General features: G+C 40.0%; 13 protein-coding genes. 3 read left to right on the top strand and 10 right to left on the bottom strand.

What is annotated here, in order from left to right; translation table 11 throughout:
- Window positions 1-50 precede the first annotated feature (50 nt).
- Entirely contained in the window at window positions 51-416 is a 366-nt protein-coding gene (locus DXB58_RS07695) for a YraN family protein (RefSeq protein WP_122136435.1), read from the bottom strand.
- 67 nt (window positions 417-483) lie between these two features.
- Here DXB58_RS07695 and DXB58_RS07690 point away from each other — a divergent pair, with 67 nt between their 5' ends.
- Both DXB58_RS07690 and DXB58_RS07685 read left to right on the top strand, forming a co-directional pair.
- A complete protein-coding gene (locus tag DXB58_RS07690) occupies window positions 484-717 on the top strand; it encodes a hypothetical protein (RefSeq protein WP_004299215.1) in 234 nt (77 codons plus the stop codon).
- Between the two features lie 42 nt (window positions 718-759).
- Window positions 760-1,197 (top strand): nucleoside deaminase, encoded by a 438-nt coding sequence (locus DXB58_RS07685; protein WP_122136434.1) that lies wholly within the window; start codon window positions 760-762, stop codon window positions 1,195-1,197.
- A gap of 15 nt (window positions 1,198-1,212) precedes the next feature.
- On the opposite strand, the gene DXB58_RS07680 is transcribed toward DXB58_RS07685, so the two are convergent.
- The 3 genes from DXB58_RS07680 to DXB58_RS07670 form a co-directional block, all read right to left on the bottom strand.
- Window positions 1,213-1,503 carry a DUF4834 family protein gene (locus DXB58_RS07680; RefSeq protein WP_122136433.1) on the bottom strand — a complete coding sequence of 97 codons (291 nt, stop codon included), beginning with the start codon at window positions 1,501-1,503 and terminating at the stop codon, window positions 1,213-1,215.
- A gap of 67 nt (window positions 1,504-1,570) precedes the next feature.
- Window positions 1,571-2,278 (bottom strand): CDP-diacylglycerol--serine O-phosphatidyltransferase, encoded by a 708-nt coding sequence (pssA, locus tag DXB58_RS07675; protein WP_004306563.1) that lies wholly within the window; start codon window positions 2,276-2,278, stop codon window positions 1,571-1,573.
- Window positions 2,279-2,288: 10 nt separating this feature from the next.
- The gene (locus tag DXB58_RS07670) at window positions 2,289-2,975 is read right to left on the bottom strand and encodes a phosphatidylserine decarboxylase family protein (RefSeq protein ID WP_004299219.1); all 687 of its coding nucleotides are present in this window, start codon (window positions 2,973-2,975) and stop codon (window positions 2,289-2,291) included.
- A 161-nt stretch (window positions 2,976-3,136) separates the two neighbouring features.
- On the opposite strand from DXB58_RS07670, the gene dnaE reads away from it, so the two are divergent.
- Window positions 3,137-6,940 (top strand): DNA polymerase III subunit alpha, encoded by a 3,804-nt coding sequence (dnaE, locus tag DXB58_RS07665; protein WP_122136432.1) that lies wholly within the window; start codon window positions 3,137-3,139, stop codon window positions 6,938-6,940.
- Window positions 6,941-7,226: 286 nt separating this feature from the next.
- On the opposite strand, the gene DXB58_RS07660 is transcribed toward dnaE, so the two are convergent.
- From DXB58_RS07660 to DXB58_RS07635, 6 genes are read right to left on the bottom strand one after another with little or no spacing between them, the layout of a single operon-like run.
- On the bottom strand, window positions 7,227-9,569 hold the full coding sequence (locus tag DXB58_RS07660) for a glycoside hydrolase family 3 C-terminal domain-containing protein (protein WP_122136431.1): 2,343 nt from the start codon (window positions 9,567-9,569) through the stop codon (window positions 7,227-7,229).
- 16 nt (window positions 9,570-9,585) lie between these two features.
- Complete coding sequence (locus DXB58_RS07655) at window positions 9,586-11,265, bottom strand: sulfatase (protein ID WP_122136430.1); 1,680 nt, start codon at window positions 11,263-11,265, stop codon at window positions 9,586-9,588.
- Window positions 11,266-11,310: 45 nt separating this feature from the next.
- A complete protein-coding gene (locus tag DXB58_RS07650) occupies window positions 11,311-12,801 on the bottom strand; it encodes a sulfatase (RefSeq protein WP_122136429.1) in 1,491 nt (496 codons plus the stop codon).
- Window positions 12,802-12,820: 19 nt separating this feature from the next.
- Entirely contained in the window at window positions 12,821-14,548 is a 1,728-nt protein-coding gene (locus DXB58_RS07645; protein ID WP_074638009.1) for a sulfatase, read from the bottom strand.
- A gap of 7 nt (window positions 14,549-14,555) precedes the next feature.
- Window positions 14,556-15,959, bottom strand: coding sequence for a sulfatase-like hydrolase/transferase (locus DXB58_RS07640; protein WP_122136428.1), 1,404 nt, complete (start codon window positions 15,957-15,959; stop codon window positions 14,556-14,558).
- Window positions 15,960-15,986: 27 nt separating this feature from the next.
- The gene (locus tag DXB58_RS07635) at window positions 15,987-18,257 is read right to left on the bottom strand and encodes a hypothetical protein (RefSeq protein ID WP_122136427.1); all 2,271 of its coding nucleotides are present in this window, start codon (window positions 18,255-18,257) and stop codon (window positions 15,987-15,989) included.
- Window positions 18,258-18,313: the final 56 nt, after the last annotated feature.

The raw sequence follows: 18,313 nt of genomic DNA, 5'->3' as shown, positions 1-18,313 counted from the left end.
GATTCGATTATATAATAACTCTATGTATTCTGCATCTTCTGTAGTGAACTTTAATATAAAGGAGGATAAAATGCTTCCTCTATATGTTCAACCTTGAAATTTATCTCATCGCCTACTATCGTAATGATATCAAAGCGTACAGGAGTGTCAATCTGAAACAATCTGATATAGGTATCCGCAGCGCGTACCGTGCGTCTTATTTTAGGTAAATCAACAGCATCTTCCGGCTCTGCAAACAGAGTATTACTGCGGGTTTTCACTTCTACCACAATCAGTTCATTATCCTTTGCAGCTACAATGTCCAGTTCGAAATGTCCTTTTCTCCAGTTCCGGTCACGGATGAGATACCCCTTCTGTTCAAGATAAGCTACGGCGGCATTTTCTCCGGCTTTTCCTAAATCATTATGTTTAGCCATCTTTTTTTGCAAATTTACTGCTTTTATTCTTTGTATTTACAGAAGTAAAAGTAATTTTGCAGAAGATATGAGAAAAAGGAGTAAGAAGTGCCTGAAAATGCATGTCGAGTGTACCAAAAGGGAACGACGAATGAGCATTTTGTTGAGCGACGAAGAACAGCTGATTGTAGATCGTTATCTGGAGAAATATAAGATAACGAACAAGTCACGTTGGCTTCGTGAGACAATTCTCATGTTTATCCATAAAAATATGGAAGAAGATTATCCGACCCTTTTTGGTGAACATGATATGAGACGATAGGGGGATAATTAAAAAATTATAGATTCAAAATAAAAGGGTCGAATGATGGACGATATTTACTTCATGAAACAAGCTTTGATAGAGGCAGGAAAGGCTGCCGAGCGGGGGGAAGTTCCCGTTGGAGCTGTCGTGGTTTGTAAGGAGCGGATTATCGCACGTGCCCATAATCTCACAGAAACATTGAATGATGTAACGGCTCATGCCGAGATGCAGGCTATTACAGCTGCTGCCAATGTGCTTGGTGGCAAGTACTTGAACGAATGTACCCTGTATGTCACAGTTGAACCTTGCGTAATGTGTGCCGGAGCTATTGCTTGGGCACAGACTGGTAAGCTTGTATTTGGCGCCGAAGATGAAAAACGCGGCTATCAGAAATATGCCGGTTCGGCTCTACATCCTAAAACGGTGGTTGTAAAAGGGGTAATGGCTGACGAATGTGCTACACTAATGAAAGAGTTCTTTGCTGCGAAACGAAAATAAAAGCAGTATCCTGTTTTATTTGATTTCCTCAAAATCTACATATTCACCATCGTCCTGGGTGAATATTTTTTTATGTCTTTTCTCCGGAACATTCTCGGAATATATTTCCTCTTCATCATCATTTGAACGGCGATCTCTTTGGGCATAGTCCTGTTGGCTTGTACGTCCCGATTCCGTTTGTTTCGGGCGTGATGAAGAAGAACCACGTCCTAATCCGAAAATCGTTCTTAGTATGAAGCCGATAATAGAAAGGCCAAATACGAAAATGGCAATAATAAAAATGAGTATGAATAAAAGTATATGCATCGGGCTATGATTTTTATGTTGTTACTTCGATAAAACTCATAGTACAACAAACGTGCCAAGAGATTGTTTATTTACTTTTTCTTGTAAAAAGTGAAAGTAAAATATACCATACAATGATGGCGGCAAAGCTACTGATTCCAAGAAATATAAGGAGAGGAATGCAGATAATCAGGAATATAAAACTGATTTTGTTGTCATTCCATGACAGATTTTTAAATTTCAGCGAAAACATCGGTATTTCTGATACCAGCAGTCCGGAAAACAGACAGACAAGTATAAGAAGGTAGACAGGATGGCAGTTGTCTGATATCAGGAAGTCATGTGCACCCGCCACTAAAGAACCCCAGAACAGAGCGTTGGCGGGAACCGGAAGTCCCACAAAAGAACTGGTCTGTCGCGTGTCATTATTGAATTTAGCCAGGCGCAATGCTGAAAAAACAGAAATCAAGAATGCTAAATAGGGTAGGTAAGGAGCGATGAACTCCATACTTGCCGGATAATACATTTCTTTGAACAGAGAGAATACGATCAGTGAAGGAGCAACTCCAAAACTTACATCATCTGCCAATGAGTCCAAGTCTTTTCCGATAATGGAATGTGCGTTGAGCATACGAGCTAACAATCCGTCGAAGAAGTCGAAAATGGAACTTAAAGCAATGAAAAGTAGTGCCAGTTCATATTTGGCTTCAAAAGCCATGACGCAGGCAATACAACCGGAGAAAAGGTTCAGGCAGGTTACGGTATTCGGAATACTGTTTTTAATAACGTTTGTCATTGTGACAGAATTATTTAAGTTTGGCGATAACCGTTTGGTTACCGGTCGTTAATTGTCCCATGCTGACACATACTTCTGTGCCAATGGGTAAATACACATCCACACGGGAACCGAATTTGATAAATCCCATGTGTTCGTCAATATAACATTCTTCTCCTACTTCAGCGTAGGTGACAATACGGCGTGCCACTGCTCCGGCAATTTGCCGGGTGAGTACTTCCACTCCTTCCGGAGTTTCGATCACTACTGTAGAACGTTCGTTTTCTGTGCTGGCTTTCGGCAGCCATGCTTTCATGAAGTTTCCATTATGATGTGCTACCTTTTTAATGGTACCGTCCACCGGATACCAGTTGGCATGTACATTCACAATGCTCATGAAGATGGATATCATTAACCGGCGGTCATGGAAATATTCGTTTTCATCGACTTCCTCGATAACGACGATTTTTCCATCGGCGGGTGCTACGACAATCTTTTCAGTGTCCTGTCCGAAGAGACGGATCGGACATCGAAAGAAATTCACCATCAGCAGATAGACTGCTATACTCGCTACTGCTACCACATAAAATGGTATTTTGCAATCGATCCCCCAATAAAGAGCCGCATTAATCAATAGCAATAGCAAGAAGCTAGCCCATAATATATGTGTTCCTTCGCGGTGAATACGTATTTTCTTCAATTTCTTTAGTCGGCCCATGAATGCTGTTTAATGATATTGTCTGCAAAAATATACTTAATTTAAAAATTCAGCAAGTAAATGAGCATAGAAATGCGAATGTTGATAACTTTTTGAGGATTATTTTTGTTTATAACCCAGGAGGTAGTAATTTTATGCCTTCAAATTAACTACTTATCATTATGCAGGATTTCGTTCATTTACATGTCCATACTCAATATTCTTTGTTGGATGGTCAGGCTAGCGTAGCTCGTCTGGTTGATAAAGCTATGAAGAATGGGATGAAGGGTATAGCCGTGACCGATCATGGAAATATGTTCGGTATCAAGGAATTTACGAACTACGTCAATAAGAAGAACAGCGGTCCGAAAGGTGAAGTCAAGGACCTGAAGAAGCGAATTGCAGGAATTGAGGCCGGCACGATAGAGTGCGAGGATAAAGAGGCGGAGATTGCTGCTTGCAAAGCTAAGATCGTGGAAGCGGAAAACAAATTATTCAAACCGATCATCGGTTGTGAAATGTATGTGGCCCGCCGTACCATGGACCTGAAAGAAGGCAAGCCCGACCAGAGTGGTTATCACCTGATCGTATTGGCTAAGAATGAAACAGGTTATCACAACCTTATTAAATTAGTATCGCACGCGTGGACGCGCGGTTATTATATGCGTCCGCGTACTGACCGTAGCGAACTGGAAAAATATCACGAAGGACTTATTATTTGTTCAGCCTGTCTCGGTGGTGAGGTGCCGAAACGGATTACTGCCGGGCAATTTGCCGAAGCGGAGGAAGCAATACAATGGTATAAGAACTTGTTTGGCGATGACTACTATCTGGAGTTACAACGCCATAAAGCGACTGTTCCCCGTGCCAATCACGAATGCTACCCGTTGCAGGTGAATGTGAACAAACATTTGATAGAGTATGCTAAGAAATTCAATGTCAAACTGATTTGTACGAATGACGTTCACTTTGTAGATGAAGAGAATGCGGAAGCGCACGACCGTTTGATCTGTTTGAGTACCGGTAAGGATTTGGATGATCCTACCCGTATGCTTTATACCAAACAGGAATGGATGAAGACACGCGAGGAGATGAACGAACTCTTTGCCGACGTGCCCGAAGCATTGAGCAATACTCTGGAAATTCTTGATAAGGTAGAATACTACTCCATCGACCATGCGCCTATCATGCCGACTTTCGCCATTCCCGAAGATTTCGGAACGGAGGAGGGCTATCGGCAGAAGTACACGGAGAAAGACTTATTCGACGAATTTACACAAGATGAAAATGGTAATGTAGTCTTGAGTGAAGAAGATGCGAAAGCAAAAATTAAACGTCTGGGTGGTTATGATAAACTTTATCGTATTAAGCTGGAAGGCGATTATCTGGCTAAACTGACATTCGACGGAGCAAAAAAAGTATATGGCGATCCCTTGGCAGATGAAGTCAAAGAACGATTAAAATTCGAACTGTATATCATGAAGACCATGGGTTTCCCGGGGTACTTCCTGATTGTGCAAGACTTTATTGCAGCAGGTCGTAACATGGGTGTGTCGATTGGACCGGGGCGTGGTTCTGCTGCCGGTTCGGCAGTAGCTTATTGCTTGCAGATTACGAAGATTGACCCTATTAAATATGATTTGCTGTTCGAGCGTTTTCTGAACCCCGACCGTATCTCTTTGCCCGATATTGATATTGACTTTGATGATGACGGGCGAGGTGATGTGCTTCGTTGGGTGACGAATAAATATGGTCAGGAAAAGGTTGCTCATATTATCACGTACGGTACTATGGCGACAAAGATGGCTATCAAGGATGTTGCGCGTGTGCAAAAGCTGCCTTTGTCAGAGTCCGACCGTTTGTGTAAATTGGTTCCTGACAAGATCCCTGATAAGAAACTGAATTTGCCGAATGCCATTGCTTATGTGCCCGAATTGCAAGCAGCAGAAGCGTCATCTGATCCACTGTTGCGCGATACGATCAAGTATGCCAAAATGCTCGAAGGCAACGTGCGTGGTACGGGTGTACATGCCTGCGGTACGATTATCTGTCGTGACGATATCACCGACTGGGTACCTGTCAGTACTGCTGATGATAAGGAAACGGGTGAAAAGATGCTTGTCACCCAGTATGAAGGTTCGGTCATTGAAGATACCGGGTTGATTAAGATGGACTTCCTCGGTCTGAAAACTTTGTCTATCATTAAAGAGGCCGTTGAAAATATCCGTTTAAGTCGTAATATTGAGGTAGATGTCGACGCAATAGATATCTCTGATCCGGCTACTTATAAATTATATAGTGACGGACGTACGATTGGTACATTCCAGTTTGAATCTGCCGGTATGCAGAAGTACCTGCGTGAATTGCAGCCTTCTACATTCGAAGATTTGATTGCCATGAATGCCCTCTATCGTCCGGGACCTATGGATTATATACCTGATTTTATTGATCGTAAACATGGACGTAAACCGATTGAGTATGATATTCCGGTAATGGAGAAATACTTGAAGGATACGTATGGTATTACGGTCTATCAGGAACAGGTGATGCTTTTGTCACGCTTATTGGCCGACTTTACCCGTGGTGAGTCCGATGCTCTTCGTAAAGCGATGGGTAAGAAACTGCGTGACAAGCTGGATCACATGAAACCTAAATTTGTTGAAGGCGGGCGAAAGAACGGACATGATCCGAAAGTGCTTGAGAAGATTTGGACAGACTGGGAAAAATTCGCGTCTTATGCATTTAACAAATCGCATGCTACTTGTTATTCGTGGGTAGCTTACCAGACAGCTTATCTGAAAGCGAACTATCCTTCTGAATATATGGCGGCTGTGATGAGCCGAAGTTTGTCTAACATTACCGATATCACGAAACTGATGGACGAATGTAAGGCAATGGGTATTCAGACGCTGGGACCGGATGTAAATGAGAGTAACCTGAAGTTTACCGTGAACCATGATGGTGATATTCGTTTTGGACTTGGGGCTGTCAAAGGTGTAGGTGAAGCTGCCGTGCAAAGCATTATGGAAGAACGCAGGCAAAATGGTCCTTTCCTTGGAATCTTTGATTTTGTGCAACGTGTCAATCTCAATGCTTGCAACAAGAAGAATATGGAATGTCTGGCATTAGCCGGAGGATTTGATAGTTTCCCGGAACTGAAACGGGAACAATATTTTGCTGTAAACTCTAAAGGGGAAGTGTTCCTGGAAACATTGATGCGTTATGGTAACCGTTATCAGGCGGATAAGGCGGCTGCCGTCAATTCTCTGTTCGGTGGTGAAAACGTTATTGATGTTGCAACTCCTGAAATTCCTCAAGGGGTAGAACGTTGGAGTGATCTCGACCGTCTGAACCGTGAACGTGATTTGGTTGGTATCTATCTTTCCGCTCACCCGTTGGATGAATTCTCTATCGTATTGGAACATGTTTGCAATACACGTATGGCAGATTTGGAAGATAAAGCTGCCCTTGTCGGTCGTGAAATAACGATGGGAGGAATTGTGACTAGTGTTCGTCGTGGAGTTAGCAAGAACGGAAATCCGTATGGTATCGCCAAGATTGAGGACTATTCCGGTTCTACCGAGATTCCATTCTGGGGAAACGACTGGGTGACTTATCAGGGATATCTCAATGAAGGAACGTTCTTGTATATCAAGGCACGCTGTCAGGCCAAGCAATGGCGGCAGGATGAACTGGAAGTGAAAATCACCTCTATGGAACTTCTTCCCGACGTGAAAGAAGAACTGGTGCAGAAGATCACGATCGTCATTCCCCTGTCTGTCTTGAATTCGGCTTTGGTCACTGAACTTGCTACTCTGACGAAGGAACATCCGGGAAATACGGAACTATACTTCAAGGTGACAGATGATGCTGATGTAGCTCATATGTCGGTTGATTTGATTTCCCGTCCGGTTAGACTTTCAGTAGGCCGGGATTTAATAACATATTTAAAGGAACGTCCCGAACTGGGATTTCATATAAATTGAGTATTTAATAATAATCAGTCATACATAATTTATTTCAATGATAATTAGATTGTCTATTAGTTATTATTGATTGAAGTAAATTGTGAATACATTTGGATAGAGAAAGCGAAGGGAGACAAATGTCGTGTAAAAGCACTTGTCTCCCTTTCTTTATTTATAGTTTTATGTTTATATAATAATGAGGGTCTTTTACAGTAAAACTGAGGTGTTCTTACCAATTAAATAGAGTAAAGTGTTGGTTGTCTGTTATGGGTAAACTTAGTAATCATAACACATTGGAATATTGTTAATTACTTAAACGTCTAAAAACGGTTCGTTGTTTTAAAATATCATTTACATTTTTTTTCTGCATATCAACATTTGCCTCTAAGACGGCTTTGATATCTTTGGAAGAAGTTCCCAATTTGAATTGATAAATGCCGGTATCAATCACCCATGAATGGGATGTTTCTTCATAAGATGCTAAGTCTGTAGCTTTCACCTTTAAGGCAACAACTATCTTTTCTCCCGGTTTCAAGCTCGTTGTTTTAGCGAAATCTTTTAGTTCTTTTTCAGGCTTGGACAAGGTTTTACTGTGCGGTGCTGAAACATACAATTGTACAACTTCCTTTCCCTCATAATTACCCTTGTTTGTTACCTCAATTGTTATGGTGAAAATACCATCTTTTTGTTCTAATTTGGGGTTTGAATATTCAAAGGTAGTGTAAGAGAGCCCGTAACCGAAGGGATAGGAAACTTCTTTGTCGTATGTATCAAAGTAGCGGTATCCTACATAAATATCTTCCTCATAATTTGTGTAATCCCAATTCTTAATTTCGTCCTTTTTTGCACCATGATCATCTAAATTCAAATCTCCAGTTTTTCCTTCTGTTGGGAAATTGTTGGCAGATGATACGTCTTCATAGCAAACAGGAAAGCTCATTGTCAATTTTCCGGAAGGAGATACTTTGCCACTTAAAATATCGGATACACTATTACCTCCTTCTTGTCCGGCTTGCCAAGCTAAGAGTATAGCATCCGGCATATTTTTCCATGAAGCTGTTTCAATACCCCCGCCGATATTTAATACTACAACCACTTTTTTTCCTTGTGCATGAAATGCTGTACAAACATTTTCCAGCATTTTCTTTTCAGATGGTTTCAGATTGAAGTCTTCGAGTGTACGGTCCACAAATTCACCGGAGGTTCGTCCCAATGTAATCAATGCAACGTCTGTTTCTTCGGCCAGTTTTTTAAGTTCGTCAGAGGTGAAAGATAATTCGTTAGGACGAGGTACTGGCATATAAGAAGCTATCTTATCTTTAGGTTGTTTTCTTTGCCGATTGACTGATGTAATATGTTGCTCATAATTTTTTCTCAAATCATCATTCAGTATATATCCGGCCTTTTTTAAACCATCAAGTAACGAAACGGTATAGGCGCGGTTCACATTTCCCGAGCCGGTGCCACCTGCTATGAAATCATAAGAAGTACAACCAAACAATGCTATTCTTTTTATTTGGTTGGAAAACGGCAATATCTGTTTTTCATTTTTAAGCAATACCATTCCTTCTGTAGCTGATTGTCGTGTCACTATGGCGTGAGCTTTCAAATCTGGTTTGTTTGAGTATTTATATCCTTTGAAACGAGGAGTCTCTAATATCATTTCCAATATTCTCTTCACATTTCTATCCAATATAGTCTCATCCAATTTTCCTTCGCGTAATGCCTTGATAATCATATTATACTGCTTGGACGTTCCCGGTTGAAGCATGTCGTTTCCTGCTTCCATCTGTGCAACAGCATTTGTACCACCGAACCAGTCTGTCATGACTAATCCTCCGAAACCCCATTCATCTCGTAGGAGGGTAGTGAGTAACTCTTTATTTTCCGAAGCATAAACCCCATTCAGGTAGTTGTAAGATGACATTACAGTCCATGGCTTTGCTTCAGTTACTGCTATTTCAAAACCTTTCAGATAAATTTCTCTTAAAGCCCTTTGACTGACATGAGCATCGTTAGACATACGATTACTTTCCTGATTATTTACGGCAAAGTGTTTGATAGAGGTTCCCACTCCATTGCTTTGTACCCCACGTATATAGGCTGCAGCTATCTTACCGGATACTACAGGATCTTCCGAATAATACTCAAAATTACGCCCACAAAGCGGATTACGATGAATGTTCAGAGCCGGAGCTAACAATACGTCTGCTCCATATTCTAATACTTCATTACCAATGGCTTGTCCCACATTCTCTACCAATTCTTTATTCCAGGTAGATGCCAATAAAGTTCCAATTGGAAAATGGGTACAATAATAAGTGGCTGTATCATTTTCGCGTGTAGCAGAGATGCGAAGACCCGCAGGACCGTCCGCCAATACTACAGCCGGAATGCCTAGCCGAGGAATAGGATAGGTAGTTCCCGCTGCACCGGGTACTATGCTTTGTGTTTCACCAATTACGGCACTATCGCCAGAGGAATTTTTCATTCCTGTACCTATAACGAAATGTGCTTTTTCTTCTAGTGTCATTGCTGCAATTACTTCATTTAATGAAGCTTCTCCCAATTGTGGGACAGGAGGCCTGCATGCTGTAAAAAACAACATACCAGTAACGGCCATTCCTAAAAGTCTAACTTTTATCATAAGATTGTTTTAATGATTAATATTCTTCTACTTTCAGGGTTTTACGATAATTGTCAAGTAACTTCTGAAGGTCTGCTATGATTACCTCGTAACCAGGTGTTCCGTATAGATTGTTTAGTTCCTGTGGATCAGTTTGTAGATCATACAATTCATTATAATTAAGATCTTCACTTGCAGTAGGAAAATAATTAGCATTCTTCAGCATATTGAAAGTACGATTCTCGCGTGTACCCGGTTTCAACATATTCGGAGTTGCACCGTTCTCCCCACCTTTCCCATAAAAATGAATCAATTTGTAACGGTCGGTACGTATTCCATCATGGCGGCGAACCAAATGAAATGTAGGATAATCATAATAATGATAATAAATACTCTTCCGCCAGTCTGCAGGTTTTTCACCTCTAAATAAAGGTTGTAATGAATGTCCTTCCATTGTTTCAGGCACTTTAACACCAGCAACATCCAATAATGTTGGAGCAAAATCAATATTTTGAACTAAAGCCTTACATTCGCTACCTGCAGCTATTTTTTTCGGATAGCGGATAAGTAAAGGAGTACGGAAAGACTCCTCGTACATGAAGCGCTTATCGAACCATCCGTGTTCTCCCATCCAAAACCCTTGGTCTGATGTATAAACAATGATTGTATTATCCAGTTGGCCTTCTTTCTCAAGATAGGCAAGTAATTCGCCTACACTGTCATCTACAGATTTGATACAACGGAGATAATCCTTCATATAGTTCTGATATTTCCAAACGGCCAGATCCTTACCGGTCAGCTTGGCATCCAGAAACTTTTTGTTCCTTGGTTTATAATGTTTGTCCCATGCCATACGCTCTTCGGAAGTCAGACGTCCCAATTCCCCCATCAGGCAGAAATAAGAAAATTTATCCTCTATCTTTGTAGAATCATATAGTTCCTCTACCTTGAGATCCTGAATTAACTCCATAGCGTTGGCTATATTCAATTTCTGTGTGTGTGCGGCTACTCCACGTGTTTCGTAGTCATCCCAAAAGGTATCAGGAATAGGAAATTCTACATTTTCGTATAGATCCAGATATTTTGTTTCCGGCATCCAGTTGCGGTGTGGAGCTTTGTGATGAACCATAAGGCAGAAAGGTTTATTTTTATCCCGATTATCCAGAAAATCGATAGCATGTTTGGTGATGAGAGAAGTAGCATATCCTTTCTCTTGTACAAATTTTCCATGCGTCTCTTTACTTTTAAAAGTCGGGTTATAGTATTGTCCTTGGTCATTTAACACATGATAGTAGTCAAAGCCTTTGGGTTCACACATCAGATGCCATTTACCCACAATTCCCGTCTCATAACCACTTTCCTGCAACAGTTCTGTGAAAAAGGTTTTAGTAGAATCGATACCCTCACATAACTGTTTCTGACCATTTTGGTGACTATATAACCCTGTCATAACACAAGCACGACTAGGAGCTGACAATGAGTTTTCTACAAAGGCGCGGTCGAACAACATCCCTTCATTGGCTAAACGGTCAATATTGGGGGTAGGAGCTAACTTTGCAACAGCACTTCCATAAGCACTGATCGTTTGGTAAGAATGATCGTCACACATTATATATAATATATTGGGACGACTATGTTGGGTTACCTGTTTACTTCCGCAGCCAGAGAGGGCGGCTGTGGAAAGTAACAATAAATTTAGTTTCGGGAAAAAGTTCATCTTTAATTAGATTTTAAAAAATAGGAAATTAGTATATGATAAAAACTATTGAGGCATTTTGCTTCTGAGTCCCAATTTTAGTTCTTCTTGTATCTTTCTATACTTAGGATTATTGTACAAATTATTATTTTCATTCGGATCTACCTGATAGTCGTAGAGTTCTCCACCTTTTTCACCATTATCCCATTCTGTATATCTATAACGCTCTACACGGATACTTTTGCCTATGACCTTTTCACCCTTTTTCATATATTTAATAGAAGGATTTCCTGTACGCACCACTAGACTTGTTGCAACATCGTCCCATTGAGCATTTACATCTTTCAGTAAAGGCATAAGATTTCGTCCGTCCAAATCTTGTGGTATATGCTTTAATTCACACAGATTAGCTAAAGTGGGATATATATCCAACATTTCTACAATACGTGATGATTTGGCTTCTTTATTAGTTATGCCTGGTACAGAAATAATTAACGGAGTACGGGTGGTATGTTCAAACAATGCTTGCTTCATCCACATACCATGTTGTCCCAAATTATAACCATTGTCACTACAGAATACAACGATTGTTTTATTTATCAGTCCTTCTTTCTCCAATGTTGTTAGTAATTTCCCGATTTGTGCATCCATAAATGAGATAGTGGCATAATAGGCACGTTTAGCTTCTTTCAACCTGTCTTCGGCAACTCCCCAGTTGATAGGATCTGTAAAACGTTCATATATGGGTCTGTTTTCCCAGTCATTTTCCGGGACTTCCGGTAAAGTGATTTGTTCTATTGGGTATAAATCGAAATATTTTTTAGGGGCCACATAAGGTGAGTGTGGACGATAGAATCCCATAGCAATGAAGAAAGGTTTATTTTTGTTTTCTTTTATCATGCTGCAAGCAATATTGGCACCAATCGCATCTGTATGTTCATCATCTGATCCATTTGTAATCATAAAGCTTAAGGCACTTCCTAGCGGACGTTGCGGAGTATAGTTAATAACCTTATCTTCCTCTGTCTTATCAATACCTATTGGATTGAAAGTATCCACCCATGATTGCGGATCGTCTTTACCTGCTTTGCCAATATCATTAGGTACTCCAGCATGGAACACTTTGCCTACACGAGCTGTGAAATAACCATTTTTTTTATAAAGTTCTGGCAAGGTGACTGCTGCGGGCAAATTATCACGAAAATTAGCTTGTAGGTCTATGACTCCGGTACGATTCGGTGAATATCCCGTAAGGAAAGATGCACGACTAGGACCAGAAAATGGATATTGACAGTAAGAGTTGTTAAAGCGTACGGCATGTTGTCGCAATTTATCCAAGTTGGGTGTTTTTACAATCGGATCATCGAAACACCCCATATCACAATTTAAATCATCAGCAACGATGAACAACACATTATATTTAGTATCTGCATTATCCGGTGCATTATTTGCCTGTGCTTTTACTTGAGCAAAAACATTTCCATGATTACATACCAACATTGAAAATAGAACTGCTGTTTGCGTTCTTGCATAGAACTTGAAATCAAAATTTTTCATATTTGAATTTTGTTATTTATTAAAAATCAAAAGTCTTTGAAGCTTCTTCATAGCCAATACGCCTTGCGTTGACTAACAGCCTTTCACCTGGCTTCAACTTCAATACCATCCCTTCTTTATAAATATTCCATGGAGTGTTGACTTGTATTTCCACTCCATTAGGTTGGTGTTTTATTATATAACCGGCATCAAAAGAGTTTCGAATGGATTTTACTTTGGTATCTGTTTCTCCTATTTTTAGTATTTTATAGCCGATAGAGGCACCTTTTGTCGCACAAGATAAGGTATATCCTCCATCTACTTTATGTAATTCCGGCATTTCTGTATAGGGAGCATGATTTTCACCATTCCACCAATTAATTACCATCTCTTTCTCTGGTATATATGATAAATCTCCCACTTCATTCATCCACATCCGAAATACCTTTCTTAATTCTTCTAATTTGTTTCTGTACATCGGATTTTCTGCAAGATTATGTAACTCATGAGGGTCATTCACAACATCATATAACTCTTCCATCGGTTTGGTTGGTTTAAACCAGTCTTCCTGATGCTGGTTTAACTTCCCTTCTTTGTGCAGTTCCAGAAGTTCCTTCATCATTGGAATATTCAGGCGATAAGTTACATTCATGTATTTAGGGCGGTCTGGCATAAAATTAAAAATATACCTGAACTGTTTATCACGTACACTGCGTACACGATCATAGCATTCGTCCAAACGGTCGCGTCCGGCAAAAACATATTGCCGCTTTTCTTTAACGGCCTGTTTTCCTAAAAAAGCCTTTCCCTGCATATAATCAGGTATAGATATGTCAGCCAGTGATAGGATTGTCGGAGCGAAATCGACAGCACTAATCAGATCTGTGTTTACTGTGCCTGCATTCTTTCCTTTGGGATATTTCACAATAAAGGGAATGTGCGTACCGCGTTCCAATATTTCACGTTTCATCCATGGCATTGTTCCTCCATGATCGCTGAAGAAAAATATATAGGAGTTATCATATACACCGTCTTTTTTTAATTGATTGATTATTTGCCCTACTTGATAATCCATCAGTTGGACATTACTCAACATGAGAGCCATGCATTTGCGAGCTTCCGGTGTATCTTTATAATAAGGTGGTAATGATACTTTTTCTGGATTAACCAATAAGTCTTTATGCTCCTCAAACCAAGGTGATTGCTTGAATAGTTGAGACTCATGCGTAATGAACAAATTGAAAATACTAAAGAAGGGTTTACCTTTGGGAGCCTTCCGATAGGTGGCGGCTGCACTACATTCGTCCCAGACTGTTACCGGTTCAATAAACTGATAATCGGTCTTCAGATTATTGGAAGTGTAATAGCCATTAGTACGTAAATATTCAGGAAATGCCTTTACATATTCCGGTAAAACTGCAGAGTATTTAGGAACCCCGATTTTTTGACTTACAGCCGGAGTTTCAATCAAAGTGCGCATATGCTGTGTACCTATTGACATGGGATACATACCGGTTATGATGCATGAACGACTTGGAGAGCTGACTCCAGCTGTTGTATATACACTTTGGAATTGTTGTCCTTCGATAGCCAGTTGATCAATATTAGGCGTTTTAACTACTCTGTCCCCATAGGTTTCCATGTAAGGCGAGATGTCCTCACAAGTAATCCAAATGATATTAGGGCGCTCTTCCTGTGCTTGAAGCCAAGTGCCCTGGATAATCAGGGCACTACTGGTTAGAATAATTGATTTGGAGAAACATTTCATAGGAGCACTATTTTTTATCTGGCTTTATATAATCGCGACCTACTCCGACTACTTCAGGTTCCAATCCTGGTAAGGTAACCATTGGAACATTCTTGGAGGTTAAGTCCCATTTGGGCAACTTATCCATTAGTGCTTGAAATTTTTCTTTGACTGCTTTTGCTTCGGGCGACAATTTGGTCATTGGACGGAGCTCTTCGGGATCTTCAACGAAATCAAAGAACTGCCCATTTGAATATAATTTGTAACGATGATCTTTGAAATAGCGGGCGGCATATTTTTCAAGACCACTTTGAGGTACATGGTTGGCTTTATAATGTACAAATACCCATTCTCTGGCATTGGGATTGTTCTCTCCTTTTAATAACGGAAGGAAACTGACGCCGTCCGTATCCCAATCAGTAGGAACAGTGATATTCATAGCTTCAGCAAAAGTTGGCAGGAAGTCAGTAAAATCAACCAAATCTGTTGTTGTATGTTTCAGATATTCATATTTTCCCCATTTTGCAAGCATTGGAACAGCTGTTCCGGTTTCCAGTGTCGTAGCCTTGCCACCCTGGACTACAGAACCGTCTTTCATCGGAGTGTAAATGTATCGTGCCGTACCATTATCTCCTACAAAAATAACAATTGTGTTATCTGCTATCTTCAATTCGTCTAACTTGTTCATAATTTTACCGAATAGTTTGTCGGTATAGCTCACCATATCCGGGAAATACTTGTCATCCGTGTTAAAGCGTAGTTTGGGGTCGATATCCCAATCATCGCTCTCGGGGGTTGCATTGAACGGATCGTGTACCAGAGTCATAGCATAGTAAGCCAAGAATGGTCGATCTTTATTCTCTTCCATAAAATCAAGCAGATAATTGGAAAAGTAATCAGGACCATAATCATCTTGCGTACAATTGTCATGCATAACCCCATCTACTTCGAAAAGAGGTTGTGCATACTTTTTACCTTTATATTTCAGATGGTATAGGCAGTAGTTGTCAAAACCGAAATGAGCCGGTAGCTTACTGTTTGTACCCAACTGCCATTTACCAGTAATCATAGTCTTGTAACCTGCTTGTTGGGCTAATTGTGCAAATGTATGCTGATCTTGATTTAGAAAACCAAATTTGGAATAATTTTTATGGTTATATCGGCCAGTGAGCAACTCTACACGTGAGGGAGTACTTAAAGGTTGTGAAGTAGCATAATTGAACCTTATTCCTTCTTCTGCAAACTGATCCAGATTGGGGGTATGGTAAGTACTTCCGTATGCACCCAAACACTCTTTGCCCATATCATCAGCTAAGATCAATAAAATGTTAGGGCGATCTTCTTTCACTTTTTTATCCTGCTTGGCTTGTGAAGTAGTCGGGATAAAGGCCAGGCATCCTCCGACGAGACATGATAAATAATTCAGTTTCATAATTCTTTTATCTATTAGGATTATACATTAAAATCTGATTTGTGTTTTAAATTCTACAGTAAACGGACGGATATAAGTTCCTGCAACTGCTGTATTATAATAAGGTGTCGGATCGATGGCTGTGTTTGTTCCAGAGATACGTCCTTGAGCACCAGTTTGATTTAGCAGATTGACAACATTGACGCTAAAGTTGATATGTTTGTTATGTTTGTAATCAAACCCAGCAAAAGTCTCCCATCTTGACGGGAAATATAATGTTGCAGGATAGCTACAGGATTGTTTGCTGAAATAACGTGCACTAGCCCATATCCGGAATTTCTTCCACTGATAGCTGGGATCTATTTCAATCAAAGTTTTGGAAGTGACGCGAGCCGGAAGACCATTGTAGTTATAGTGTTCGCCAAAGACGTCAAACTCAAAGTTGTCCATTGTTGGATTCTGCAATGTCAACATTAAATGTAGCTGAAAACCTTTGAATGGGGTAATATTAGCATCGGTAGTCCAGCCGATAGTTTTTATATCATAGTTAAAACTCAATTTTGTATTCTCACCCGATGAATTGTTGAAACCACCGGAAGCTACTAAATTGGAGCGGCTAATCTTGCTAACACGTGAGATAAGACTAACCCATTTACTATTGAAGAATACACCTCCGGCAAAATAAGGAACTACATTAGTTTTTGCCAAAGGATCATTGGCTGTCTTGTAAGCATTCAATCCATCTGTAGCTTCAATATAGTACGCGTCTCCTATTAGTCCAAAGTTTTTCAAGATGTTCCAGGTCAGTGTAGCAGTGAAACTTTTGTTAAATTCATCTTTCTTAATTTTTTGTGTTTCGCCTGATACATAAGTTTTATCTGTCCAAACATCATTTCTAACGGAATTTGGTGCCCAACTGCCATCTATCTTGTGCCATTCAAAACGTGCACCCAAATCTAACGTCAGACTCGGTAATATTTTCCATTTTTCGGTAGCGTAAATGGCATTCTTATATTCTGAACCATCGTAATAAAACATTGATTTATTATAATTCCACTGTCCATACTCATCGGCTTGTGCATTTTTCCATACACCATCCACATTCTTCTGTAAGATAACTCGTTGAGGGTTTTCAGCTACTTCCTGCATAAACGTAAAAATGCCATTGGTATATTTATCTGCATTATAGTAAGAAGTATTGAATCCTATCAACCATTGGTGTTTATTATGTTTTTTGCTTAATTCAAATTTTCCTACTAATGTATTGGTGGGAACATTACGCGAAAACTGTAGTGTCGTATTTTGTACAAGTCCTGCATACACTTGTGTTGTGTTTTTATCAGCGTAGATATACCTTTGGTTATCAGGTAAATTGCTGGCATCCGTAATGGCGGAGTAGGCAAAAGAATTTGAACCGGCATGGGCATTTTGGTATCTGAAATTATATTCCAGATTCATACCATTGTTAAACGTATGGTTACCAAAAATGTCGAACATATGTGTTTTGGAACCTGTGTCATCCATTAAATTGATATCCTGATATTCACCTGTCAGAGGATCTTTAATATGCCAAACTGCAGAATTGCCTAAATAATTTCCATGAGCAATATCAAATCCTTCTAAGGCATCTACCTGCTTTCCATCACGATATATGTAAGGTGACATTTTGGTATTGATCATCTTGGAGTCAGCATACTTATATTGAATGTTAAGCTCGCCGTTTCTGTATCGTTTAGTCAGGATTCCTTTGTATATCTGTGTTTGGTCTAAGAAACGGGTGAAATTTACATTTGTAGTTCCCGGATCAAGATTAACAAACGCATTTACAGCATATGCCCACCCTTTTTTTATTGGACCACTTAGAGAAAGGTTACCATTCATCATTCCAAAGGAATTTGTTTTAAAATTAAAAGTCCCGGAAAAATTATCCCCTCCTCTTTTGGATATGGTACTCATGGAAACGCCCACACTACCAAGTTTAATAGCTGTTTCTGCCAAATTACGAGACTCTCCTTTTATAAAGCTCCCGTCTTGTCTCCATGCTTGATTGATTCTTAAGGCATTTGTGTCGTAGCTAACTTCCATTCCATTTTCTGTTACTACGGTTCCACCAGTTGCTTCGGGTAGTCCTACATTAATAAAGCGTGGTGTACTTTCATCAGATGCATTTAGCATCATGTTGCTTGCCCCTCGAGCTACAGTTGTGATCACTGTGTCTTTTTCGGCAACTTTACTTTTCTTTTTTTGCGCATTCGCAGAACCTGTACAAGTAGCTAACAGGATTACTGCCGCTAATAATTTTGTATTCACATTTTTCATAATGTATTAGTTTGATAAAATGTTGTGAGTATTATCTTCGGTGCAAAAGTGAGGAA

Source organism: Bacteroides sp. OM05-10AA (assembly GCF_003439055.1).
Taxonomy (GTDB): Bacteria; Bacteroidota; Bacteroidia; order Bacteroidales; family Bacteroidaceae; genus Bacteroides; species Bacteroides intestinigallinarum.
This window is presented reverse-complemented; position numbering and strand designations above follow the sequence as displayed.